Source organism: Raineyella sp. W15-4, assembly GCF_033170155.1.
GTDB lineage: Bacteria > Actinomycetota > Actinomycetes > Propionibacteriales > Propionibacteriaceae > Raineyella.
This window is the reverse complement of record NZ_CP137079.1, coordinates 368687-392141: the sequence shown is the minus strand read 5'-3', so window position 1 is coordinate 392141 and position 23455 is coordinate 368687. Positions and strand designations below refer to the sequence as shown.

19 protein-coding genes are annotated in these 23455 nt (G+C 72.6%); 14 read left to right on the top strand and 5 right to left on the bottom strand.

Features of this window, described 5'->3' with window-relative positions; all coding sequences use genetic code 11:
* The first annotated feature begins 50 nt into the window (after positions 1-50).
* The 4 genes from R0145_RS01710 to R0145_RS01695 all read left to right on the top strand — a co-directional run bounded on the left by R0145_RS01710 (position 51) and on the right by R0145_RS01695 (position 4989).
* Entirely contained in the window at positions 51-1127 is a 1077-nt protein-coding gene (locus R0145_RS01710) for a substrate-binding domain-containing protein (protein ID WP_317838715.1), read from the top strand.
* Between the two features lie 146 nt (positions 1128-1273).
* Entirely contained in the window at positions 1274-2311 is a 1038-nt protein-coding gene (locus R0145_RS01705) for an aliphatic amidase (protein WP_317838714.1), read from the top strand.
* Positions 2312-2341: 30 nt separating this feature from the next.
* On the top strand, positions 2342-3442 hold the full coding sequence (locus tag R0145_RS01700; RefSeq protein WP_317838713.1) for an AAA family ATPase: 1101 nt from the start codon (positions 2342-2344) through the stop codon (positions 3440-3442).
* Positions 3439-4989 carry an amidase gene (locus R0145_RS01695; RefSeq protein ID WP_317838712.1) on the top strand — a complete coding sequence of 517 codons (1551 nt, stop codon included), beginning with the start codon at positions 3439-3441 and terminating at the stop codon, positions 4987-4989. The genes R0145_RS01700 and R0145_RS01695 overlap by 4 nt, the downstream gene beginning before the upstream one ends.
* 62 nt (positions 4990-5051) lie before the next feature.
* Here R0145_RS01695 and R0145_RS01690 read toward each other — a convergent pair whose 3' ends face one another.
* Both R0145_RS01690 and R0145_RS01685 read right to left on the bottom strand, forming a co-directional pair.
* A complete protein-coding gene (locus R0145_RS01690) occupies positions 5052-6764 on the bottom strand; it encodes a long-chain-fatty-acid--CoA ligase (protein ID WP_317838711.1) in 1713 nt (570 codons plus the stop codon).
* Between the two features lie 40 nt (positions 6765-6804).
* Entirely contained in the window at positions 6805-8472 is a 1668-nt protein-coding gene (locus tag R0145_RS01685) for an ABC1 kinase family protein (protein WP_317838710.1), read from the bottom strand.
* A 33-nt stretch (positions 8473-8505) separates the two neighbouring features.
* Between R0145_RS01685 and R0145_RS01680 the strand changes: the two genes are divergently transcribed.
* From R0145_RS01680 to R0145_RS01665, 4 genes are all read left to right on the top strand, one after another.
* Positions 8506-10665: a TIM-barrel domain-containing protein gene (locus tag R0145_RS01680; RefSeq protein WP_317838709.1), complete on the top strand. Its 2160-nt coding sequence runs from the start codon at positions 8506-8508 to the stop codon at positions 10663-10665.
* 253 nt (positions 10666-10918) lie between these two features.
* Entirely contained in the window at positions 10919-11998 is a 1080-nt protein-coding gene (locus R0145_RS01675; protein WP_317838708.1) for a hypothetical protein, read from the top strand.
* Positions 11999-12002: 4 nt separating this feature from the next.
* The gene (locus tag R0145_RS01670) at positions 12003-12944 is read left to right on the top strand and encodes an ABC transporter ATP-binding protein (RefSeq protein WP_317838707.1); all 942 of its coding nucleotides are present in this window, start codon (positions 12003-12005) and stop codon (positions 12942-12944) included.
* A complete protein-coding gene (locus tag R0145_RS01665) occupies positions 12931-13779 on the top strand; it encodes an ABC transporter permease (RefSeq protein ID WP_317838706.1) in 849 nt (282 codons plus the stop codon). Before R0145_RS01670 ends, R0145_RS01665 begins: the two co-directional genes overlap by 14 nt.
* A gap of 9 nt (positions 13780-13788) precedes the next feature.
* On the opposite strand, the gene R0145_RS01660 is transcribed toward R0145_RS01665, so the two are convergent.
* On the bottom strand, positions 13789-14109 hold the full coding sequence (locus tag R0145_RS01660) for a hypothetical protein (RefSeq protein ID WP_317838705.1): 321 nt from the start codon (positions 14107-14109) through the stop codon (positions 13789-13791).
* Entirely contained in the window at positions 14106-15809 is a 1704-nt protein-coding gene (gene ptsP, locus R0145_RS01655; protein WP_317838704.1) for a phosphoenolpyruvate--protein phosphotransferase, read from the bottom strand. Before ptsP ends, R0145_RS01660 begins: the two co-directional genes overlap by 4 nt.
* A 174-nt stretch (positions 15810-15983) precedes the next feature.
* Here ptsP and R0145_RS01650 point away from each other — a divergent pair, with 174 nt between their 5' ends.
* From R0145_RS01650 to R0145_RS01635, 4 genes are read left to right on the top strand one after another with little or no spacing between them, the layout of a single operon-like run.
* Positions 15984-16763, top strand: a complete 780-nt coding sequence (locus R0145_RS01650) for a DeoR/GlpR family DNA-binding transcription regulator (protein ID WP_317838703.1) — start codon at positions 15984-15986, stop codon at positions 16761-16763.
* On the top strand, positions 16760-17740 hold the full coding sequence (locus R0145_RS01645) for a 1-phosphofructokinase family hexose kinase (RefSeq protein WP_317838702.1): 981 nt from the start codon (positions 16760-16762) through the stop codon (positions 17738-17740). Before R0145_RS01650 ends, R0145_RS01645 begins: the two co-directional genes overlap by 4 nt.
* Complete coding sequence (locus R0145_RS01640; RefSeq protein WP_317838701.1) at positions 17733-19736, top strand: fructose-specific PTS transporter subunit EIIC; 2004 nt, start codon at positions 17733-17735, stop codon at positions 19734-19736. The genes R0145_RS01645 and R0145_RS01640 overlap by 8 nt, the downstream gene beginning before the upstream one ends.
* 43 nt (positions 19737-19779) lie before the next feature.
* Positions 19780-20046 (top strand): HPr family phosphocarrier protein, encoded by a 267-nt coding sequence (locus R0145_RS01635; protein ID WP_317838700.1) that lies wholly within the window; start codon positions 19780-19782, stop codon positions 20044-20046.
* Between the two features lie 7 nt (positions 20047-20053).
* Here R0145_RS01635 and R0145_RS01630 read toward each other — a convergent pair whose 3' ends face one another.
* Complete coding sequence (locus tag R0145_RS01630; protein ID WP_317838699.1) at positions 20054-21232, bottom strand: hypothetical protein; 1179 nt, start codon at positions 21230-21232, stop codon at positions 20054-20056.
* A 44-nt stretch (positions 21233-21276) separates the two neighbouring features.
* Between R0145_RS01630 and R0145_RS01625 the strand changes: the two genes are divergently transcribed.
* Both R0145_RS01625 and R0145_RS01620 read left to right on the top strand, forming a co-directional pair.
* Positions 21277-22746, top strand: coding sequence for a hypothetical protein (locus tag R0145_RS01625; protein WP_317838698.1), 1470 nt, complete (start codon positions 21277-21279; stop codon positions 22744-22746).
* Between the two features lie 64 nt (positions 22747-22810).
* Positions 22811-23455, top strand: coding sequence for a hypothetical protein (locus R0145_RS01620; protein ID WP_317838697.1), 645 nt, complete (start codon positions 22811-22813; stop codon positions 23453-23455).

The following is a 23455-nucleotide window of genomic DNA, read 5'->3' as shown; positions in this document are numbered from 1 at the left end:
GGAGCACACCAGACGGTCGCGGTGGGCACTGATCCCGATAGGGGCGACACATGCAGCAGATGGCGATACGGATCGGGGTCATCATCCCGTTCCAGCACGCGGCCGGGATGTTCGGCGCGGCCGCCGAGGCGGCTTCGGAGTTCGCCGCCCAGCAGATCAACGCAACCGACGGCATCCTCGGGCGAGAGGTCGCCCTGGAGTTCATCGACGGCGGCGCCGACCCCCGGGAGGTGATGACCGCCGTCGACCGCGGGATCCGCGACGGCCGACTCGACGCCGTGACCGGCTGGCACGACAGCTCCCTGCGCAACCGGCTGGTGCCACTGATCGCCGGCAGAGTCCCGTACGTCTATTCCGCCGTCTACGAGGGCAACGAGACCCGCAGGGGTACGTACTGTCTCGGCGAGACGCCGGCATCCCAGCTGATGCCGGCGCTGCGGAGGTTGGCCGCGAGCCACCGTGCGCGACGCTGGTTGGTGGTCGGGGACGACTATGTCTGGCCCCGCCAGACCTACCGGACACTCGAGGCGCTGAGAGTCGGCTCCGACATCGATCTGCTCGGGGCGGTCTTCTTCGGCGACCAGACCAGCCCTGCCCTCGACCGGCAGAAGCGGCTCCTGGACATCCTGCCCACGGTCCACTGTGACGGGATCCTGCTGCTCAAGCTCGGACACAACGCGGTCGAGTTCAACCGCGGGTTCGCCGCCAGAGGCCTGCATCGGACCACCACCCGGCTCAGCCCGCTGATGGAGGAGAGCATGCTGATGGCCAGCGGCATTGACGGCACCCGGAACCTCTTCTCCACCGGCGGCTTCTTCCGCACCCTCCACACCGCCGGCTCCGCCGGCCTGCTGTCCGCGTACTCGTCGGCCGAGGGGGGCGTTGCGCCACCCCTCACCGCTCCGGCAGAGTCCTGCTACGACAGCATCTGGGCGGTCAAGGCGATCGCCGAGCGGGCCGGCAGTCCACGGGTCCCGGACACGGATCGGGTGATCGACGGGCTGCACCTGGAGACCCCCCGCGGACTCCTGTCGTTCGAGGGCAACCAAGCAGACCAGAACCTCCACCTGGCCGAGGCGGACGGCTACGACTTCGAGGTCGTGGCGACCTGGCGCGGGGCCGCCTGACCCCACCCGCGAGACCAGACCCCGGCGCCCGTCCACACGTCACGAGCAGACATCCCGCAAGTGTTTCCATTCAGAAACATCTCCGCAACAAACAGGCGTAATAGTTATTTCCATACGGAACAATCTTCACCAAGAAGGGCTCAGACATGCGGCACGGTGATATCAGCTCGTCTCCCGACACGGTCGGCGTGGCCGTGGTGAACTACCCCATTCCCCGGCTTCACACCACGGCCGAAGTCCTGGCGAACGCCTCGGCCATCGCCGACCTGGTCAAGGGCGTGAAGTCCGGGCTTCCCGGCATGGACCTGATCGTGTTCCCGGAGTACTCCACCTTCGGCATCATGTACGACACCGAGGAGATGTACGCGACCGCCACGACGGTCCCCGGGCCGGAGACCGAGATCTTCTCTGCGGCGTGCCGTGAAGCCAAGGTCTGGGGTGTCTTCTCCCTCACCGGGGAGCGGCACGAGGACCACCCGAACAAGCCGCCGTACAACACCGTCGTCCTGATCGACGACACCGGCACCATCGTGCAGAAGTACCGCAAGGTGCTCCCCTGGAACCCGATCGAGGGGTGGTACCCGGGTGACGGCACCCACGTCTCCGTAGGCCCGAAGGGCATCAGGATGTCCCTGATCATCTGCGACGACGGCAACTATCCCGAGATCTGGCGCGACTGTGCGATGAAGGGGGCCGAGCTGGTGGTCCGTTGCCAGGGGTACATGTACCCGTCCAAGGACCAGCAGGTGCTGATGGCGAAGGCGATGGCGTGGGCGAACAACGTCTACGTGGCGGTGGCCAACTGCGCCGGCTTCGACGGGGTCTACACCTACTTCGGCCATTCAGCGGTCATCGGCTTCGACGGTCGGACGCTCGGCGAGACCGGGGAGGAGCCGTACGGCATCCAGTTCGCGCAGCTCTCGATCCCCGAGATCCGGGACGCCCGGGCGAACGACCAGGCGCAGAACCACCTCTTCAAGCTCCTCCACCGCGGTTACACCGGCGTCTGGAACGCCGGCGACGGGGACAAGGGCATCGCCGACTGTCCGTTCGACTTCTACCGGACGTGGGTGACCGATGCCCATCGTGCCCAGGAGCAGGTGGAGGCGATCACCCGGTCGACCATCGGCGTGGCGGACTGCCCCGTGTACGACCTGCCCTCCGAGCAGGTGATGGAAGCCTGACGTACCTAACTCCGGACCGAGGAGCTCGTCGTGGACAGCCGGACCGCCGTCGTCGAGCGGCAGCTGAGAGCACGGATCGCCGGTCAGGATCATGCGATCCAGGCGCTGGTGGACACCGTGACGGTCCTGCAGTCGGGGCTCGGCCGGCCCGGGCGCCCGCTCGTCTCGATGCTGTTCGTCGGGCCGACGGGAGTGGGAAAGACCGAGACCGCCAGGGCGCTCGCCTCCGCCCTGCGCTCGGGCCCGGACGACTACTGCCGGGTCGACATGAGCGGCTTCGCCCAGGAGCACTACGTGGCGAGCATCAGCGGTGCGCCCCCCGGCTACGCCGGCAGCAGGGAAGGCCACACGGTCTTCGACGCCGCACGGATCGAATCGACCCCGGGCGTGCCCGGCATCGTCCTCTTCGACGAGGTCGAGAAGGCCCACCCCACGGTGTTGCGCTCCCTGCTGCACATCCTGGACAACGGGCTGTTGCGGCTCGCGAGCGGCACCCGGGAACTCGACTTCCGCAACTGCATCGTCATCCTGACCGCCAATCTCGGCGTCCGCGAGGCGGACCGGACCCACCGCCGGACGTTCCGGAGATTCCGGGAGCTCGCCCGGGACCTCCGGAACGGACAGCTGGCCCGCGGCTCCGACGACGTCGCCTCCTTGGCCGGCCAACTGAGCTACCCGCCCGGGATGGCCGGCGCGGAACTCGGGGTGTACGCGAGATCGGTGACCCGGTTCTTCGATCCGGAGTTCCTCAACAGACTGGACCACGTCATCCTGTTCGACCGGGTCGACCGGACTACCGCAGCGACCGTGGCCGCCCGGGAGGTCCACGCCTACGTCGACCAGGCACAGCAACGGGGCATCCGGATCGATGTCCGTCCCGAGGTGATCGACCACCTCACCGACCTCGGCTTCAACCCGACGTACGGGATCCGGGCCCTCCACCGCACCCTCAGGTCCGAGCTGACGTTGCCGATCGCCCGCTTCCTCGAAGCGACCGGCGGCACCACTCCCGATCAGCCCCGCACCATCGAGGTCGCCCTCGTCGACGGCGAGGTGCACTGTCGCCGAGCTCCCCCACGACCCCCCAGCCCCCGATCCCACCCGAGACACGAAGAGGAGAACACACAATGACCATCCCACGCCCGACCACTGACCAGATCACCGAAGCCGCCGGCAGGCAGGGCTACCACCTCACGGCCGACGAGGTCGGAGCGTTCCAGCGCATGGCTGCCGCAACGCTCGACTCGTACGACCGGATCGACGCTCTCTACGACACGACCGTCACGGTGCCGGAAGTGGACCGGCCGGTGGGCAAGGCCGCCCCGGAGGACGATCCCCACGGCGCCTGGGCAGCCACCACGGTGATCCCGCCGACCGGCCGCGGGCCGCTCGACGGCAAGACCATCGCCATCAAGGACAACGTCTCGGTGGCCGGCCTGCCGCTGATGAACGGTTCGTACAGCCTCGAGGGTTTCGTCGCCCAGGAGGACGCCACGGTCGTCACCCGTCTGCTCGCAGCCGGCGGGACCATCGTCGGGAAGTCCGTCTGTGAGGACCTGTGCCTCTCCGGCGCCAGCTTCACCTCCAAGCCCGCCCCGGTGACGAATCCCTGGGATCCCACCCGGTCGGCGGGCGGTTCGTCCAGCGGCAGCGCGGTGCTGCTGGCCACCGGCCAGGTCGACATCGCCATCGGCTGCGACCAGGGCGGATCGATCCGGATGCCCTCGGCGTGGAGCGGTGTGGTCGGCCACAAGCCGACGCACACCCTGGTGCCCTACACCGGAGCGTTCCCGATCGAACGCACGATCGACCACATCGGCCCGATGGCCCGTTCCGTCACGGACGTCGCCGTCACCCTGGGGGTGATCGCCGGACGTGACGGACTCGACCCGCGCCAGCTCGACGGGCATGCCCCGCAGGACTATGTCGGATCGCTCGGACTCGGTGTCGAGGGACTGCGGATCGGCCTGCTCCGGGAGGGCTTCGGCATCCCCGGGGTGTCGGACCCGGGCGTGGACCGGACCGTGCGCGAAGCGGCCGAGGCGCTCCGGGAGGCGGGCGCCAGTGTCGGCGAGGTGAGTGTGCCCTGGCACCGCGACGTCGCCCTCGATCTGTGGAACGTGATCGCGACCGACGGCGCCACCTACCAGATGCTCAACGGCAGTGGGTACGGGCTGAACGTCGACGGCTACTACGATCCGGCCATCATGGAGTACTTCGGTCGCCAGCGGTTCGAGCAGGCGGACCGGCTCGCAGACACGGTGCGCTCCCTCGCGGTGACCGGCGAATACACCCTGAGGACCACCGGAGGCGCCGTGTACGCCCGGGCCCGGCGCCTGGTGCCCTACCTCATCGACGCCTATGACCGGGCGCTCACCGCCTACGACGTCCTGGTGCTGCCGACCATCCCCTTCCTCCCGGCCCCGCTCGTCGATCCCTCGGCCGAGCCGGAGGAATACGCCGGGAAGGCACTCGACATGGTGGGCAACACCGCGCCGTTCGACATCTCGGGTCACCCCGCCACCTCGGTGCCCGCGGGACTGTCCGACGGCCTGCCGGTCGGCATGATGATCGTCGCACCGCGGTTCGACGATGCCCTGGGGCTCCGGGTGGCGGCGGCCTGGGAACGGATCCGCGGCGAGTTCCCGTCGCCGCTGACCGCCTCTGCGCACGCCTGACGCGGGGCACCGCCAGGTCATCGGCGCGGGTGCCCTCCGCTCACGGGCGGAGGGCACCCGCCTCACAGGTCCGCCGGCAGCGCCTCCCGGACCTGCTTGCGCAGCACCTTGCCGAGCATCGACCGTGGCAGCTCCCCCTCGGCGGTGATCACCCGGCGGGGCACCTTGTAGGCGGCGAGCAGCCCCCGGCAGTGGGTCCGGACGGCGTCCTCGTCGATCCGGGCGCCGGGCTCGGGCTCGACCACCGCGATGACGGTCTCGGAGCCGTCCGGGCGCCGTCTGCCGACCACCGCGACGTCCTTCACCCCCGGGATCGCCCGGATCACCTCCTCGACCTCGGAGGGGGCGACATTGAACCCACCGGTGATGATCAGCTCCTTGGCCCGGTCGACGATGGTGGTATAGCCGTCGGCGTCGACCACGACGATGTCGCCGGTCCGCAGCCAGCCGTCGGGCAACAGGGTCTTCGCGGTCTCCTCGGGGTTGTTCCAGTAGCCCTGGAACACCTGCGGGCCCTTGAGCAGCAGTTCGCCGCGCTCCCCCTGCGCCACCTCGCGGGTCGGGTCGTCGGGGTCGACCACCTTCATCAGGGTGGAGGGGAACGGCACCCCGATGGTGCCGGTGCGCCGGGTCGGCCAGAACGGGTTGCCGAGCGCCACCGGCGAGGACTCGGTCATCCCGTACCCCTCGACGAGCAGCCCGCCGGAGACCGACTCCCACAGCTCGACGATCGGATCGGTCAGCGCCATCGCCCCGGAGATGCAGAACTTCGCCGACGCCAGCGACACCCCACGCTCGATCGCCGCCCGCGCGGTCCGTTCGTAGATCGGCGGGACGGCGCAGTAGACCGTCGGCGGGAACCGCTTCGCCGCCTTCAGCACCAGGTCGACGTCGAACTTCGGGAACAGCACCAGGTTCGCCTGCCGCAGCACGCCGTAGGTCAGGTAGAGGGTCATCCCGAAGGCGTGGAACATCGGCAGCACCGCGTAGAAGTTCTCCGTGCGGTACTGCGCGTCCTTCATCCAGGCCTTGCCCTGCAGGGCATTGGCGTAGAGGTTGAAGTGGGTGAGCATCGCCCCCTTCGGGTGCCCGGTGGTGCCCGAGGTGTACTGGATCACCGCGAGGTCCTGCACCGTGGGCCGCGGCACCTCCGGGTCGACCGGCTGATCCGCCAGCAGTGCCCGCCACCGCATCGTCCCGCGGGTCGGCGCGGTCAGCGCGGCGCGGGTCCGGCGCAGCGAGCCCACCGGCAGCCGCAGGGCGGCCCGCATCGCCACCGGGAACTCTTCCACCAGGTTCACCGCGATGATGACGTCCGGGCGGAGCTCGGCCGGGAACTCCTGCAGCTTGCCCACCGCGACGTCCCAGGCGATCGCCACCCGGGCGCCGTGGTCGGCGAACAGCTCGTCCAGTTCGTGGGCGGTGTAGAGCGGATTGTGCTCCACCACGACGGCGCCCAGCCGCAGCGCCGCGTAGAACGCGACGACGTGCTGGGGACAGTTCGGCAGCATCAGGGCGACCCGGTCGCCGGCGCGTACGCCCAGCCGGCGCAGCCCCTCGGCAGCACGGAGGACCTGCTCGCCGAGGGCGGCGTACGTGGTGGTGCGGCCGAAGAAGGTCATCGCCACGGCCGCACCGCCCTCGGCCACCGAGCGTTCGAACATCTCCACCAACGAGGTGGTCGGCAACTCGATCTCGGCGGGGACCCCGGGCTGGTAGGCGGCGACCCAGGGGGGCGTGGCGGACGGCGTGGAAGACACGGAGGACGCGGTCATGCGATCAGGTTACGCGGCCGTAGGTGGGCCGCGCCGGAGGTCAGCGCTTGCGGCCCTTCACCCGTCCCCAGGGCCGGCCGGTCCAGGCCAGATAGCCGCCGGTGGCGCCGAGGACCGCCCACATGCCGCCGAGGACCGGGCCGGCGAACCGGCCCAACCGGTCGGTGTTCGCGACCAGGATGTTGGAGCCGCCCGCGATCATCGCGGCCACCACCATGCCGAGCACCAGCCGGTCGGTCATCCCCTCGACCCGGGTGACCAGTGGGTCGAACTCCTCGGCCCGCAGGTTGATGTCCACCCCGTCCTTGTCCAGCCGCTCCACCAGCCGGCGGGCGTACGAGGGCAGTTCGGTGCTGAACATCACCGCGTCGAGGGTCGCCTCGCGGGCCCGGCCGGCCCAGTAGCGCGGGTCGAGGCGCTGCAGCAGCAGCCGCTCGGCGAACGGGTTCAGCGCGTCGGAGAGGGCGAACGTCGGGTCGAGGCGGCGGCCCAGCCCGTCCACGATGGTCAGCATCCGGACCAGCAGGACGATGTCCGCCGGCAACGCCAGCCGCTGGTTGCGGACGATCCGGAACAGGTACATCCCGACGTCGACCATCCGCACGTCGGTGAGCCGGCGCCCCTCCATCGCGGCGAGCAGCCCGGAGACCTCGCGGCGCAGCGCCGAGCGGTCCAGCCGGCCGCGCGGCGGGGCCAGGGCGACCAGTGCCTCGGCGACGACGTTGGCGTCGTTGCGGTACATCCCGACGATGATCGCCGCGAACTGGCGGGTCATCGTCGCGGTCATCCGGCCGACCATGCCGAAGTCGATCACACCGATGGTGCCGTCCGGCTCGATCAGCAGGTTGCCCGAGTGCGGATCGGCGTGGAACTTCCCCATCTCGAAGACCATCCGCAGCAGCATCTCGCAGCTGCGCAGGGCCAGCGAGTGCCGGTCGACGCCCTCGGCGTCGAGGGCGGTGACGTTGTCGACCCGGATCCCGGTCAGCCGCTCCATCGTCAGCACCCGGGTGGAGCTGGTGTCCCAGTGGATCCAGGGGATGTGGATCCGCTTGTCGCCGGCGAAGTAGGTGCCGAACTCCTCGCAGGCGTGCGCCTCGATGGTGTAGTCCATCTCGGCCCGCAGCGCCCGGCTGAACTCCTCCACCAGACCGGTGACCCCGATGTCGGAGAAGAAGCCCGAGTTGCGCTCCAGGTGTCGGGCGATGTTGCCGAGGATCTCCAGGTCCTCGGTGACCTTGTCCACCACGCCCGGCTTGCGCACCTTCACCACCACGTCGCGGCCGTCCTTCAGCACCGCGGCATGCACCTGGCCGATCGAGGCGGTCGCGATCGCCACCTCGTCGAAGGAAGCGAACAGCTCCCCGACGTCGGCGCCGAGGTCGGCCCGCACCACGGCCCGGATGTCGGAGACCGGGATCGGCGGTTCGCTGTCGGTCAGCGTGCCCAGCGCGTCACAGTAGGCGTCCGGCAGCAGGTCGCGGCGCATCGACAGCGCCTGGCCGAACTTCACGTACGTGGTGCCAAGGTCCCGGAAGGTCTGGACGAGGATCTCCGGGCGGATGTCGTCGTCCTCGCGCGGATTGACGTAGCCGTGTCCCAGCGAGGGCAGCCAACGGCCCAGACCGGCCTGGTAGGCCGTGGCGTAGAGGCCGTTGCGGGAGAGCACCTGGGCGATCTCGCGGTACCTCTGGAGGTGACCGGGCATGGGACCACCGTACATGGCACCCGAGGTGGAACGATGGCAGCCATGCGGGTGGATCGACGGTCGGCACTGGCGCTGGGCGGCGGTGTGCTGGCCGTGGGAGCCCTGACGGCCGGCGGGATCGCCGTCCGCAGCCCGTACGCCCCGCCGCCGCAGCTGCCGGCGGGCAGTTGGGATCCCGGACCGGCCGCCGGGACGTACGACCTCGGCGGGCACCGGGTGGAGCTGGGCGGGCCCGGAGTGCCGCGGAACCGACGGTTCCGGGTGCTGCGCGCCGGGACACCGGTGTGGTGGGCGCGGGCCGGCGTGATCGGCGCCGGCCGCGGGACGCTGGAGTGGACCGACGTCACCGGGCATTTCAGCGACCGGCGTCGGCTCGACCGGATCTGGACCGACGCTCGGTGCGAGAGCGCCGAGGCCCTCGGTACCGACACGCTGCGGCTCACCGGCCGGTTCGGCGTCCGACCTGGCGAGGGGCCGGACTGGCAGCTGACCCTGGGCTCCCGCGGGGACGTGCTCGAGGTGGACCTCGAGGTGCCGGACGCGGACCTGGTGCTGCTCCGCTCCGACCTGGCGGTCGACGAGGGGGTGCACGGCCTGGGCGCCCAGGCCACCGGCTTCGACCTGCGCGGCCGCGACGTCGTGCTGGTCACCCGGGAGCAGGGGGTGGGCCGTGGCAAGCAGCCGGTGACCGTGCTGGCCGAGAAGACCCAGGGTGCCGGCGGGTCACCGACCACCACGTACGCCCCGATGCCCACCCTGGTCACTGCGGGCCTGCGGGGACTGGACTGGAGCCAGGACCGGGTGGCCGAGGTCGACCTGCGCGACCGGCTGGAGGTGTCGGTCTGGGACCGCCGGCTCACCGCCCGCTGGCGGACCGCCCCGACCCCGCGGGAGCTGGTCCGGGCACCCCACGACACCGTCCCGGGCTGGACCGGCACCGGCGCGATCCTCGGCCTGCAGGGCGGGTCGGCCGAGGTGCGCCGCAAGCTCGCTGCCCTCGACGGCGCGGCGATCTCCGGGGTGTGGCTGCAGGACTGGGTCGGCCAACGCAGTACCGGTTTCGGCAGCCGGCTGTGGTGGACCTGGGAGCTGGACCGGCGCCTCTACCCGGACTGGGACCAGTTGGTCGACGAGCTCGGGCAGCGCGGCATCCGGGTGCTCACCTACATCAACCCGTTCGTCGTCGACGCCGGGGAGAAGCCCGGCGGGGTGCGCCGCGACCTCTACCACGAGGCGCTGCAACGCGGCTTCCTGGTCGGTCACCCCGACGGCGGGCCGTACATCCTCGACCAGGACGGGTTCGGTGCGGCGATGGTGGACCTGACCAACCCGGCGGCGTACGCCTGGTTCGGTGAGGTGATCGCCGCGATGCCGCGGACCGGCGGGTGGATGGCCGACTTCGGCGAGTCGCTGCCCTTCGACGCGGTGCTGCACGACGGCGACCCGCGCGAGCTGCACAACCGGTGGCCGCTGCTGTGGGAGCAGCTCAACGCGTCGGTGCGGGGCGCCGACGAGTTCGTCTTCCACCGCTCGGCCTGGCGCGGCTCGCGGGCCGCGCACTGGGCCGGTGACCAGCTGACCTCCTGGGACGCGTACGACGGGATGGCCTCCGCCCTGCTCGGCATGCTGGCCGGCGGCGTGAGCGGGCTGCCGCTGATGCATGCCGACGCCGGCGGCTACACCTCACTGCCCCAGCGGGTGGTGCGGGCCCGCCGGGACGCCGAGCTGCTGCTGCGCTGGAGCGAGTGGTGCGTGTGGTCGCCGGTGCTGCGGACCCACGAGAGCAACCGGCCGGCGGAGAACGCCCAGGTCTGGGACCAGCCGGCCGCCCCGGCCTTCGCCCAGCAGACCCGGGTGTTCCGGGAGCTGGCCGGCTACCGAGCCGAGGTGGTCGCGGACGACCTGCCGGCGATCCGGCACTGCTGGGTCGAGGTGCCCGGCTCCGCGGCCGCCGGCCGCGACGACCAGTACTTCTTCGGGCCCAGCTTCCTGGTCGCCCCGGTGCTGCAGCCCGGTGCAGGCGGCCGCGAGGTGTCGCTGCCGCCGGGCCGGTGGGTGCTGGTGTGGACCGGAGAGGAGTACCCGGGCGACCGGGTGGTCCGGGTCCGGTCCCTGATCGGCCAGCCGCCGGTCTTTCACCGGGTCGAGGACGCCGGGGCCGCGGCGATCTCGCGCCGCATCCGGGCGCTCTGAGCCACCACGAACCACACGGCGCTGATCATGGTGGGGACGCGCGACAGGCTTCCGGAACTGGGTCCACTCCCACCCGCACGAGTTCCAGCTGGTCGCAGACGAGGCGTCGGTCGACGAGACCTGGACAGCCGAGAAGCGGCGACCCGGTTACCGGCGAGACCGGGTCACCCGATAGCTCAGCGGAAGTGGATGACCAGCTCCCCGGTGAACCGGAGCCGGGTCTGCCCCGGTTCACCCCCAGTAGACTGGGCGCATGGACACCAAGGTGCGATGGACGGCGGCCGCGGCCGGCCTCGTCCTGTTGGGTGGCGGGCTGATCGCCGCCACCAGCGCGCAGGCCGCCCCCGACCTGCCGCAGCGGTCGGCCGAACAGTTGCTCGTCGACGTCCAGTCCCCCACCACCCGTACGCTCAGCGGCACCGTGCAGACCAGCACCGATCTCGGCCTGCCCACCCTGCCGACCAGCACCGGCACGGACGCCTCCGGCCTCACCGGGCTGCTCACCGGCAACCACACAGTGCGGGTCTGGCTGGACGGTGAGGACCGCGGCCGCGTCTCGGTGATCGGTGACAACACCGAGACCTCGGTGATCCGCAACGGCTCCGACGTCTGGACGTACGCCAGCGCCGACCGGACCGCCACCCACACCCGGCTCACCGCCCCGGCGAACGCAACGCCCGCACCGACCCCCGGCGCCACCCCGACCACCCCGCAGCAGGCGGCCCAGCAGCTGCTGGCCGCGGTCCAGCCCAGCACCGCGGTGACCACCACCGGCACCGGCCGGGTCGCCGGGCGCGCCGCGTACGAACTCGTCCTCACCCCCGCGGCGACCGAGAAGACACTGGTCCGTTCGGCCCGGGTGGCGATCGACGCGCAGACCCACGTGGTGCTCCAGGTCACCGTCGACGCCGTCGGCGCGCAGGACCACGCGGTGCAGGTCGGCTTCACCTCGATCGACTACGCCGCACCCGACGCGAAGCTCTTCACCTTCACCGCACCGGCCGGCACGACGGTGACCGAGCAGCCGGCGCCCACCGCCGCCCCGGACAAGGCGGCCACCGGCACCAGCTCCACCGACCGGCCGAAGGTCGTCGGCGACGGCTGGGACACCGTTGTGGTGCAGAAGGTCGACAGCCTGCCCACCGGCTCCGCCGACGCCTCGGACCAGGCCAAGCAGGCCCAGCAGCTGATCGACGCGCTGCCGAGGGTGAGCGGTTCGTGGGGCAGCGGCCGACTGTTCCAGGGCACCCTGTTCTCCGCCGTGCTCACCGAGGACGGCCGGGTGGCCGTCGGGGCGGTGCCCGCCGACCAGCTGTACGCCGCCCTCGGCTGACCCGGTGTCGGAGGACACCCCGGCCGCGATCCGCACCCGCGAGCTGACCAAGGAGTTCGGCCGCCACCGGGTGGTCGACTCGATCGACCTGGCGGTGCCCGACGGTGCGGTGTACGGGTTCCTGGGCCCCAACGGCTCGGGCAAGACCACCACGATCCGGATGCTGCTCGGCCTGGCCCGCCCCACCGGCGGCAAGATCTCCGTCCTCGGCGTCCCGGTGCCCGACCGGGCACCCGACGTGCTGGGCCGGGTCGGCGCCCTGGTCGAGGGCCCGGCTTTCCACCCGCAGCTCACCGGCCGGGCCAACCTGGCCCGGCTCGACGCCGCCGACGCCGGTAGCGATCCCCGGACGGCGGCCGACCGGATCGACGCCGCGCTGCGCCGGGTCGGTCTGCACCAGGCCCGGGACAAGCGCTACCGGGTCTACTCCCTCGGCATGAAGCAGCGGCTCGGCATCGCCGCCGGCCTGTTGGTCCCCCGTGATCTGCTGATCCTCGACGAACCGACCAACGGGCTCGACCCGCAGGGCACCCGGGAGGTCCGGCACCTGATCGGTTCGCTGGCCGCCGAGGGCATCACCGTGCTGGTGTCCAGCCATCTGCTGTCCGAGATCGAACAGGTGTGCACCCATCTCGGGGTGATGCGGGACGGCCGACTGGTCGCCCAGGGGCCGATCGACGAGCTCCGGGCCCGCGGCCGGGCCACCCTGCGGCTGGTCACCACCGACCCGGACCGGGCCGGCGAGGTGCTGCGCCGGCTCGGCGCCGAGGATGTCGACCGCACCGGAGAGACGGTCACCGCCTCCGCCGACGGCCTCGAGCCGGAGGCCGTCGTCGCCGCGCTGGTCCGCGGCGGGGTGGGCGTCCGGGAGTTCGGCGTCCGGGCGGCCTCGCTGGAGGACGTCTTCATCGGTCTGACCGGGGAGGGCTTCGATGTCAGCGGCTGAGGCGGCACCCAGGGCCGGCCTCGGCGCGTGCTGGCGGCTGCTCGGCTCGGAACTGCGGCTCACCCTCGGGCGCCGGCGCAACCAGTTCGGACTGCTGGTGCTCGCCGCGCTGCCGGTGATGATCGCAGTCACGATCCGGATCTCCGGTTCCGGCGGCGGGCACGGGCCGGACTTCTTCAGCGCGATCACCTCGAACGGGATCTTCGTCGCGCTGGCCGCGCTCTCGGTGGAGCTCACCCTGTTCCTGCCACTCGCCATCGCCGTGCTGGCCGGCGACGCGATCGCCGGGGAGGCCGGCCTGGGCACTCTGCGTTACCTGCTCACCGTCCCGGTGCCACGCACCCGGCTGCTGCTGACGAAGTACGCGGCGCTGGCGATCGGCGCCGTGGAGGGTGTCGTCGTGGTGGCCGCCGCCGGCGTGGTCGCCGGCGGCCTGGCCTTCGGCCTGCCGCCGATGACGACACTGTCCGGCACCACCATCCCGATGGCCGAGGCCACCGGCCGGCTGGTGCTGGCCGTCCTCTACGTGTCCGCCGGGCTGGCTGCCCTCGCCGCGGTCGGGCTGTTCATCTCCACCCTCACCGAGCAGCCGATCGTGGCCATGGTGGCGACCACCGGGGTGGCCGCACTGATGTGGATCCTCGACGCGATCCCACAGCTCGGCTGGCTGCACCCGTGGCTGCTGGTGCATCACTGGCTGGCGTTCGGCGACCTCTTCCGTGACCCGGTGTTCACCGACGGCATCGTCCGGGGGCTGTGGCTGGCCCTGGGCTACACCGTGGTCTTCCTGGTCGCCGCCCGGACCGTCTTCGTCCACCGCGACGTGACGAGCTGACCCGACGCGCTAGGGCGCGATCACCACCACCTGGCCGGTGGCGGCCTGGCAGCGGATCACCTCACCGCGCCGGCAGCTGAGGGCCAGGTCCGTACGGGACCCCGGGTCGTACGCCGTCACGTCGAACTGCAGCTCGGCCGAGGTGACCGTGCGGACACTGTCGCGGGTGGCGACGGCGAGTTGACAGCTCGCGCCGCCCGCCACGCCCAGCCCCTTCTCGCAGGTCCGGGCTGCGCCCGGGAGCCGGTCGGCGTACGAACCGACGAGGACCCCGAGCAGCAGCACGACGAAGATCAGCAGGGCGACGGCGAACGGCCAGAGCTTCCTCACCCGGCGAGGATAGCGGCGACCGCCTCCCGGCCCTGGACGGGACCCTTGGCGGACACCGCGGCCTCCGCGGCCCGGCGGCACTGGTCCAGGGTCACCGCGGACAGCTGGGCGCCGACCGCCGGCAGCGCCGGCGCCGCAGCGGACAGCGAGGTGACTCCCAGACCGATCAGCACACAGGCCAGCTGCGGGTCGGCGGCCGCCTCCCCGCAGACCCCGACCGCCTTGCCCCGGCGCTTGCCCGCCTCGGCGGTGAGCCGGACCAGCTTCAGCACCCCCGGCTGCCAGGGGTCGGTCAGCCCGGCCAGGTAGGGCGACATCCGGTCGGCCGCCATCGTGTACTGGGACAGGTCGTTGGTGCCGATCGAGAAGAACTCGACGTACTCCAGCACCTGGTCGGCGACCAGCGCGATCGCCGGCACCTCGACCATGATGCCCGGGTAGAGGCCGCGCTCCCGGCACAGCCCGGCGAACCACTCCGCCTCCTGCACGGTGGAGACCATCGGCGCCATCACCCAGGCGTCGACATCGGTGCCCCGGGCCGCGGCCGCGATGGCGTCCAGCTGGCGGGTGAGGATCTCCGGCTTGTCCAGGGCGATCCGCATCCCACGGACACCGAGCGAGGGGTTCTCCTCGTGCGGCATGTTGGCGAAGGCGAGCGGCTTGTCCGAGCCGGCGTCGAGGGTGCGGACGACGACCTTCTTGCCCCGGAAGGCCTCGAAGACCTCGGCATAGACCTGGGTCTGCTCCTCCAGGCCCGGCTCGACCTGCGCGGTGAGGAAGGCCAGCTCGGTGCGGAACAGGCCGACTCCCTCGGCGATCCCGGGGGCCGCGGCCTTCCGGGCGGCGGCACCGTCCTGGACGTTGGCGAGCAGCTGGACCCGATGGCCGTCGAGGGTCCGGGCCGGGCCGCGCCAGGCGCGGATCCGCTCCGCCTTCACGGTCGCCTCCTCGACCCGGCGCTGTGCCTCGCGCTCGTCCGGGTGTGGGACGATCTCGCCGGTGTCGCCGTCGACCAGCAGCGGGGTGCCGTCGCCGATCTCGGCCAGCCGCGCGCCGACCGCGACGATGCACGGGATGCCCAGCTGGCGGGCGATGATCGCGGTGTGGCTGGTCTTGCCGCCCAGCTGGGTGACCAGGCCGGCGATCACCTCGGGCCGCAGCCCCGCGGTGTCGGCCGGGGCGAGGTCGTCGGCCAGCAGCACCACCGGGGAGGCCGGATCGGGGACGCCCGGCTCGGGCTCGCCGCGCAGTTCGGCGATCACCCGGTCGCGGACGTCCTTCAGGTCGGTGGTCCGCTCGGCCATCAGGCCGCCGATCTTCTCGAACTTGGCGACGAAGGTGTCGGTGGCCTGCACCGCGGCCCAGTCGGCCGGGGCGCCCTGGTCGATCAGCTTGTTGACGGTCCGCTGCCAGCCCTTGTCGGTGGCCAGCGCCGCGGTCGCGGCGAGCACCTCGGAGGCGTGGCCGGTGACCATGCCGGCCCGGCCGGACAGCCGGCTGCCGACGACGGCGGCGGCCGCCGCGAACCGGTCCTTCTCCCCCTGACGGCCCTCCTCGGGCACCGCGGCGCCCTGGGTCGGCAGGGCCGGACGGGGGCGCACCCACTGGGCCGGGGCGAAACCGACGCCCCCCACGACGCCGAGGCCCGCCAGGAGGTCGGGCTCACCCGGGATTTTGGCCGGGAACTGCGCAGTGGTCATCTCTACCTCTTCCTCGAAGCGTACGGGCACAACGGTACGCGAAGTGTGTTGACATTCCAACACGATCGGGCATACTTGTGACCAGTCGGGCACCCAAACGGGCATAAACACAGGACCGTGTTTCGTTGGACGACACGATACCCGACCGGTCAGCGGTCACCGAGGAGGACAACGATGTACGCCGAGGAACGTCGCTCCGCGATCGTCGACGAGGCCCGCAACGAGGGTCGGGTCCGCGTCGTCGACCTGGCCGCCCGGTTCGAGGTGGCCCCGGAGACGATCCGCCGCGACCTGGACGTGCTGGAGGCCGACGGGGTGGTCAAGCGGGTGCACGGCGGGGCGATCCCGGTGATCGGGTTCGACGGCCGCGAGACCACCCTGCCGGAGCGGGAGATCGCCAACGCCGGGGCCAAGCGGGCGATGGCCGAGGCCGCCCTGGCGTACGTCCCGCACCAGGACGGCACGATCATCCTCGACGCCGGCTCATCCACCGGGGCGCTGGCCGCGCTGCTGGTCGCCCCGGGCATCACCTTCAACAACCTGTCCATCGTCACCGACTCGGTGCCTGCCGCGATGACGCTGTCCGCCGTCCCCCAGCACACCGTGCACATCCTCGGCGGGTCGGTCCGCGGGGTCACCCAGTCGACGGTCGGCGCCACCGCCCTGGAGACACTGCGCCGACTCCGGGTCGACATCGCCTTCGTCGGCACCAACGGGATCTCCGGCACCTTCGGCCTGACCACCCCCGACGCCGCCGAGGCGGCGGTCAAGCGCGCCATGGTCGCCGCCGCCCGGCGCACCGTCGCGCTGGCCGACCGCTCCAAGTTCGGCCACGACTTCTTCATCAGTTTCGCCGCCCTGTCCGACATCGATGTCCTCATCACCGACGGGAAGCCGCCGGCCTCCCTCGCCTCCGCCCTGTCCGCCCACGAGACCGAGGTCGTGATCGTATGATCGTCACCTTCACCGCCAACCCGAGCATCGACCGGACGGCCGAGCTCGACGAGCCCCTGCTGCGCGGCGGGGTGAACCGCATCCGCGCGCTCCACGACGGCCCCGGCGGCAAGGGGGTCAATGTCTCCCGGGCGCTGCACCTCGCCGAGGTTCCCTCCGTCGCCGTTCTCCCCTCCCCGAGCGCCCACCCGATCGTCGCCGCGCTGCGCGAGGCCGGGGTGGCGCACCGGCCGATCCCGGTGACCGGCCGGGTCCGGACCAACATCACCCTGTCGGAGGACGACGGCACCACCACGAAGATCAACGAACCGGGCAGCCCGCTGGACCCCGACGGGCTGGCCGTGCTCCGCGACACCCTGGTGGACCTGGCCCGGGACGCCGCCTGGGTCGCCCTGTGCGGCTCACTGCCGCCCGGTCCCCGGGCCGACTGGTACGCCGACCTGGTGGACGCGCTGCGCCCGACCGGGGCCCGGATCGCCGTCGACACTTCCGACGCCCCGCTGGAGGCACTCGCCGCCCGGCTGCCCGGATCGGCCCCGGACCTGCTCAAACCCAACGCGTTCGAGCTGGGCCAGCTCACCGGCACCGACGGCGACCGGCTGGAGCGGGCCGCCGAACACGGCGACTTCGGCCCGACCGTGCGGGCCGCCCGCGCCGTCGTCGACCAGGGCGTCAGGTACGTCCTGGCCACCCTCGGCGCCGCCGGAGCGGTCCTCGCCTCGGCCGACGGCGCCTGGACGGCCACCCCGCCGGCGATCGTGCCGATCAGCACGGTCGGCGCCGGCGACTCCTCGCTGGCCGGCTTCCTGCTCGCCCATGTCCGCGGCGACGCTCCGGCCGACTGCCTGCGCCATGCGGTGGCGTACGGGTCCGCGGCCACCGCGCTGCCCGGCACCACCGTCCCCCGACCCGACCAGACCGACCCCGACGGCGCCACCGTCGCCGCCTACCCCGCTAAGGATTCCCAGCATGTCTGACCTCATCACCCCGGAGCTGGTGACCCTCGACGCCGACCTCGGCGCCACCAAGGAGGACGTCATCCGCTCCCTCGCCGCCCTGGTCGCGGCCACCGGCCGAGCCACCTCGGCGGACGGCCTCGCCGCCGACGCATTGGACCGGGAAGCGAAGGCCGCCACCGGGCTGCCCGGCGGCATCGCCATCCCGCACTGCCGCTCCGCCCACGTCGTCACCGGCTCGCTGGCCTTCGCCCGGCTGCGGCCGCCGGTCGACTTCGGCGACAAGGACAGCGACGCCGACCTGGTCTTCCTGATCGCCGCCGCCGAGGGCGAGGGCCAGGAACACCTCAAGCTGCTCTCCCGGCTCGCCCGGGCCCTGGTCCGGAAGGACTTCGTGGCGGCGCTGCGGGCCGCCCGGACGGCTGAGGAGGTTGTCGGCCTGGTCGACGGGGTGGTCAACCCGCCCGCCAAGGACACCGCCGCGTCGGCCGCCGCCACCACCACCGAGACCGCCGCGGCCGGGCCGCGCCGGCTGGTCGCGGTGACCGGCTGCCCCACCGGCATCGCCCACACCTACATGGCCGCCGACTCGCTCAGCCAGGCCGCCGCCGAGCTGGGGTTCGACCTGCAGGTCGAGACCCAGGGCTCCTCGAGCTTCACCCCGCTGCCGCGGGAGACGATCGAGCAGGCCGATGCGGTGATCTTCGCGACCGACGTCAATGTCCGGGACCGGGAGCGGTTCGCCGGCAAGCCCGGCACCGAGTCCGGCGTCAAGGCCGGCATCTCCGACCCGAAGGGGCTGATCGCCAGGGCACTCGCCGCGGCCGACGACCCGAACGGTCACCGGATCGCCGGCGGCGGGGGCACCGAGGGCGGCGGTGAGGACACCGGCCAGCTCGGCTGGGGCAAGCGGATCCAGCAGGCGCTGATGACCGGTGTCTCGTACATGATCCCGTTCGTCGCCGCCGGCGGTCTGCTGATCGCCCTCGGCTTCCTGCTCGGCGGGTACGGGATCGGGATCGGCACCACCGCCAAGGACATCATCACCAACAACTCGCTGGCGAACCTCCCGCCGGGCGGCCTGCTGGAGTACCTCGGTGTGGTGCTGTTCACCATCGGCGGGGTGGCGTTCAACTTCCTGGTCCCGGCCCTCTCCGGCTACATCGCGTACGCCCTCGCCGGCCGCCCCGGCATCGCCCCCGGCTTCGTCGGCGGCGCCATCTCGGTCGCCGTCGGCGCCGGCTTCATCGGCGGCCTGGTCACCGGCCTGGTGGCCGGCCTGATCGCGATGTGGATCGGCTCCTACAAGGCGCCCCGCTGGTTGGCCGGCCTGATGCCGGTGGTGATCATCCCGCTGCTGACCACCCTGATCACCGGCGCGCTGATGTACCTGCTGCTCGGCCGCCCGCTGGCGATGCTCACCACCGCCCTGCAGAACTGGCTCACCGGGATGTCCGCCGGCGGCTCGATCGTGCTCGGCATCGTCCTCGGCCTGATGATGTGCTTCGACCTGGGCGGCCCGGTCAACAAGGCGGCCTACCTCTTCGCCACCGCCGGCCTGTCCTCAGGCACCGAGGCCTCGATGATGATCATGGCGGCCGTGATGGCCTCCGGCATGGTCCCGCCGCTCGCGATGGCACTGGCCACCACCGTCCGCAAGAAGCTCTTCACCGAGGTCGAGCGGGAGAACGGCCGGGCGGCCTGGCTGCTGGGGGCGTCGTTCATCTCCGAGGGCGCCATCCCGTTCGCCGCCGCCGACCCGCTGCGGGTGATCCCCTCGATGATGGCCGGCGGTGCGCTCACCGGCGCGCTGTCGATGGCCTTCCACGTCACCCTGCGGGCGCCCCACGGCGGCATCTTCGTGTTCTTCGCGATCCAGCCGATCTGGGGCTTCCTGGTGGCCCTCGCCGCCGGCACCGCACTCGGCGCCTTCCTGGTGATCGTGCTCAAGACGGCCGCCCGCGGGAAGACCGTCGAGGGCACCGAGCCGGCCACCCCCGCAGCCGTCGGCGCCTGACGCCCGATATCCTGTACCGCACCCGATCACGAAGGAGGATCCCATGCCGTCCACCAAGGTCATCGTCGGCTCCGCCGTGGGCCTGCACGCCCGCCCCGCCTCGATCATCGCCGAGGCCGCCTCGGCCTACGACGACGAGATCCTGATCTCGCTCGCCGACGATCCGGACGAGGAGCCCGCCGATGCGAGCTCGTCCCTGCTGATCATGGCGCTCGGCGCCTCGAAGGGTCGGGAGGTCATCGTCGAGTCGGAGAACGAGGAGGCGATGCAGAAGATCGCCGAGCTGGTCGCCCAGGATCTCGACGCCTGACAGCGGCTCAGCAGCCGGATACCGGCGTCACGCCGGGGTCCGGCATCGGGCGCATCCCCTCCGTGGTGGATGCGCCCGATGCCGTCCAGGCGCCGGAGAGCAGCACCGTCCCCTGCTCGTCGCGGAACACGGCCGTCGGGCCGGCGAACGGCTGGGTCTCCAACCGGTCGTCGGCCGGGGCACGCGAGGTCACCGGGACGGTCGGCACCGCCGACCCGAGGGTCGCGGTGCCCGCGGTGGCCAGCGCCGGCACCAGCCCCGAGCCGGTGACCAGCAGCCCGCGCAGCGGGGTCGACAACGGCAGCGCCGGACGGGCGACCCGGGCCAGGTCGGGGGCGTCGGTCGGCAGCGAGAGGGTGACCAGCGAGCCGCGCTGACCGGCTCCGTCGGCGCCGACCCAGCCCTGGGTGCCGGCCGGATCGATCCGCTGGCCGGCGTGGGTCCAGGTCGCCGCGGGGGTGCACCCGGCGTCGCCGACGGTGAGGTCGTCGGCAGTGATCGCGGTGGTCGGGTCGAGCTGCACCCCCAGGTGCCACCCGGTGACCCCGGCGGGACTCGTGGTGACCAGGGTGACCAGACCGGCACGCCAGGCGTTCGGGGCCCAGCGGTCCACCCCGGCCGGCACGTCGGAGGGCTGCTCGTCGCCGTAGAGACGCACCGGGGTGTTGCCCACCATCGCCACCCGGTAGTCGGTGCGACCGGTGTCCGAGAGCCCCCGGTCGGCGGTGCTGCGGTACTCGTGCCCGACGACGAGCTGGCCGTCGGCCACCTGCAGGTCCAGCGGACCGTACGCCGCCGCGACGATGCCGAGGTCGACCGGCTGGGTGCCGTCGAAGCCGAGCAGATGCCAGCCGGTGGCGGTCGCATCGCCGATCGAGCACTGCAGCCGGACGATGAGGTAGTCCCGGGCCGGGGTGCCGAGCCGGACCCGGCGGGAGTCGACCACCTCGGCGTGCGAGGGCACCGTGCCGGTCCTGGTCACCACACCGGTCTGCCGGCCCCAGGCCATCGGGGTGTCCAGGCCGGGCTTGTCCCAGTCACAGCCGCCGCGGTAGACGAAGTTGCGATAGGCGATGTCGGAGAGCCGGGGGGCGGCGGCCGCGGCGTTCTGCGGGGCGCTGCACCCGGCCACCAGTCCGCACACGGCCAAGCCGCTCGCCACCGCCCGCCATCCTCGCCACCGCATGGGGGTCAGCCTACCGAGGTCCCGGAACGTGCAGGATGGGACACATGTCGGATTACCTCCCCTCGCCCGGCCGGTTGCTCGCCCGGCTCAACCCGGTGCTGGTCCGCTGGGGCGTGCTCGCGCTGCATGCCGAACTGCTGGCGGACGGGTCGCCCCGCACCTCCCCGTGGACGCTGTTGCAGGACGGACTCTCCGCGGCACCCGAGGAGGGCTGCTGGGCCACCCTCGTCGACGCCGAGGCCGACCGGGCCCGGCACTACGTGCTGTCGGCGTACGCCCCCGGGGTCGGTGAGCCCGGCTCCGAGCGGGCCGGCTGGCACCTGGCGGGCGCCCCGTCCTGGGTCGCGGCCGACCCGGCCCGCCGCTACTCGCTGATCGCCTGGACCCAGGACGGCCGATGGGAGAGCACCCCGCAGCGGACCGGCCGGCTCGACCCGCGCCGGCCCTGGGCCGACCCGGCGGCCGACCCCTCGCTGCAGAGCCTCGGCTCCGACGAGGCGACCGTCGAAGCACTCGCCACCCTGCTGTGGCGGTCCGCCGACGCCTGGTCGTACGATCCCGGACGGACCTGGGCGGCGGAACTGCTGCCGCTGGCCGCGGTCGCCTGGAACGCCATCGTCGACCCGGAGATCGCCCTCGACCCCGGCCTGCTGGCCGACCACCTGGTGGCCCTCTCCGGGCACCTGCGCCGCACCCCGGTCCCCCGGGTCGCCGCGGAACGGACCGCCCGGCTGACCTACCAGCTGTGGGGACACCTGGCCGGCGACGCCCCGCTGGGGGTGGTCTCCCTCACCGTGCCGCCGGCGCCGTACGACACCACCCGGCGGGCCCTGGAGCGGGCCGATGTGCTGCCGGTGGAGCACGCCGAGCACGCCGCCGCACCCGCCCGCCCCGACCCGACCGACCCGGAGCTGGCCCAGGCGGTCCGCCGGACCCTGGCCTGGGGGGTGGCGGCGCTGCGCGACGCGGCGGCGGGCACCCCGCGGGAACGGCGCCGGCTCGATCTGGACGAGCACGGGCCGGTGGCGTACGCCCCGGACGGACGGATCGTCCGGCTGACCGCGCTGGACCCCGCCCACCTGGTGCTGTCGGTGCACCGGCCGGCATCGGCGGCCGGGCCTGGCCTGTTCGGGCGGCTGTTCGGCCGCCGTCCCGTGGAACCGGCCGGGGACGGGACGGACGGGCAACGCTCGCTGTCCCCGTCACCCGGCTGGGTACCGGCGGAGGAGATCCGGCAGGCCGATGGGGAGCTCCTCGACCTGGACTGGTGCGTCCGCGGCCGGTGGGACTACCGGCGGTGGAGCGGCGACTCGGCCGGCGGGTTCGGCATGCCCGGCGCGCGGGAGGCCCTGGCCGGCGTGCAACCGGTGGACCCGGCCGACCTCGACGCCACCCTGGCCGAGCTGCACCCGGTGAGCTCGACGGCGCTGGCCGAGGTCACCGCGATGCGGGCCGCCCTCGACGCGTTCCTGTCCGGTTCCGGGCCCCTGGCGCTGGGTGGACCGGCGGTGTGATAGCGGCGGCCGATGCTGGTAGCGTCGCCCGCGTGTCCTCCAGTATCCTCCCGCCGGGCCCCTGATGCCCGGCCCGGTCAGTCTGGTGGCCACCGCCCTCAACGGTGAGCTGCCAGGGGCCGCGGCCGTCCGCGACGTCGATCTCGAACTCGTCTCGGGCCGGCTCACTGTCGTCACCGCGGCCGAGGAACGGACCCGCCGCACCCTGCTCCGGCTGTTGAGCAGCGCCTGCAGCCTCACCTCGGGGCAGCTGGTCTACCGTGACCGGCACGGGGCGACGGATCTCGCCCAGGCCTGCGCCCGCGACGTCGCCGCGGTCCGCCACCGCGGGATCGTCTGCAGCCTCACCCTCCGCGCCCCGCACCCGGCCCTCAGCTGCGCCCACGCCGTCGCCGAGCTGGCCCACCGTACCGTCGACGAGGCCGCCACCGAACTGGCCGCGCTCGGCCACGGTCACGCCGTGGATGCCCGGGTCGGCGACACCCGCGGGTCCGATCGCAGCGTGCTGCCGATCGCCGCCGCCCTGCTGCACCCCGCGCCGGTGGTGCTGGTCGACCTGACCAACCACACCACTGCCGAGGTCCGTGACCGCGCCTCGGCCCGGGCGCGGCGGGGCGGGGCCGTGCTCGCGGTGACCGACTCCCTGATCGACGGGCTTCCGGCGGGCGCCCGCACCCGACTGCTGACGGCCGAGGGCCGCCTGCTCTAG

Excerpts from the sequence above, each read along its gene's own strand:
- R0145_RS01710 (WP_317838715.1), top strand. The coding sequence starts at position 51 with ATGCAGCAGATGGCGATACGGATCGGGGTCATCATCCCGTTCCAGCAC.
- R0145_RS01705 (WP_317838714.1), top strand. The coding sequence starts at position 1,274 with ATGCGGCACGGTGATATCAGCTCGTCTCCCGACACGGTCGGCGTGGCC.
- R0145_RS01695 (WP_317838712.1), top strand. The coding sequence starts at position 3,439 with ATGACCATCCCACGCCCGACCACTGACCAGATCACCGAAGCCGCCGGC.
- R0145_RS01690 (WP_317838711.1), bottom strand. The coding sequence starts at position 6,764 with ATGACCGCGTCCTCCGTGTCTTCCACGCCGTCCGCCACGCCCCCCTGG.
- R0145_RS01685 (WP_317838710.1), bottom strand. The coding sequence starts at position 8,472 with ATGCCCGGTCACCTCCAGAGGTACCGCGAGATCGCCCAGGTGCTCTCC.
- R0145_RS01680 (WP_317838709.1), top strand. The coding sequence starts at position 8,506 with ATGGCAGCCATGCGGGTGGATCGACGGTCGGCACTGGCGCTGGGCGGC.
- R0145_RS01675 (WP_317838708.1), top strand. The coding sequence starts at position 10,919 with ATGGACACCAAGGTGCGATGGACGGCGGCCGCGGCCGGCCTCGTCCTG.
- R0145_RS01665 (WP_317838706.1), top strand. The coding sequence starts at position 12,931 with ATGTCAGCGGCTGAGGCGGCACCCAGGGCCGGCCTCGGCGCGTGCTGG.
- ptsP (WP_317838704.1), bottom strand. The coding sequence starts at position 15,809 with ATGACCACTGCGCAGTTCCCGGCCAAAATCCCGGGTGAGCCCGACCTC.
- R0145_RS01650 (WP_317838703.1), top strand. The coding sequence starts at position 15,984 with ATGTACGCCGAGGAACGTCGCTCCGCGATCGTCGACGAGGCCCGCAAC.
- R0145_RS01645 (WP_317838702.1), top strand. The coding sequence starts at position 16,760 with ATGATCGTCACCTTCACCGCCAACCCGAGCATCGACCGGACGGCCGAG.
- R0145_RS01640 (WP_317838701.1), top strand. The coding sequence starts at position 17,733 with ATGTCTGACCTCATCACCCCGGAGCTGGTGACCCTCGACGCCGACCTC.
- R0145_RS01635 (WP_317838700.1), top strand. The coding sequence starts at position 19,780 with ATGCCGTCCACCAAGGTCATCGTCGGCTCCGCCGTGGGCCTGCACGCC.
- R0145_RS01630 (WP_317838699.1), bottom strand. The coding sequence starts at position 21,232 with ATGCGGTGGCGAGGATGGCGGGCGGTGGCGAGCGGCTTGGCCGTGTGC.
- R0145_RS01625 (WP_317838698.1), top strand. The coding sequence starts at position 21,277 with ATGTCGGATTACCTCCCCTCGCCCGGCCGGTTGCTCGCCCGGCTCAAC.
- R0145_RS01620 (WP_317838697.1), top strand. The coding sequence starts at position 22,811 with ATGCCCGGCCCGGTCAGTCTGGTGGCCACCGCCCTCAACGGTGAGCTG.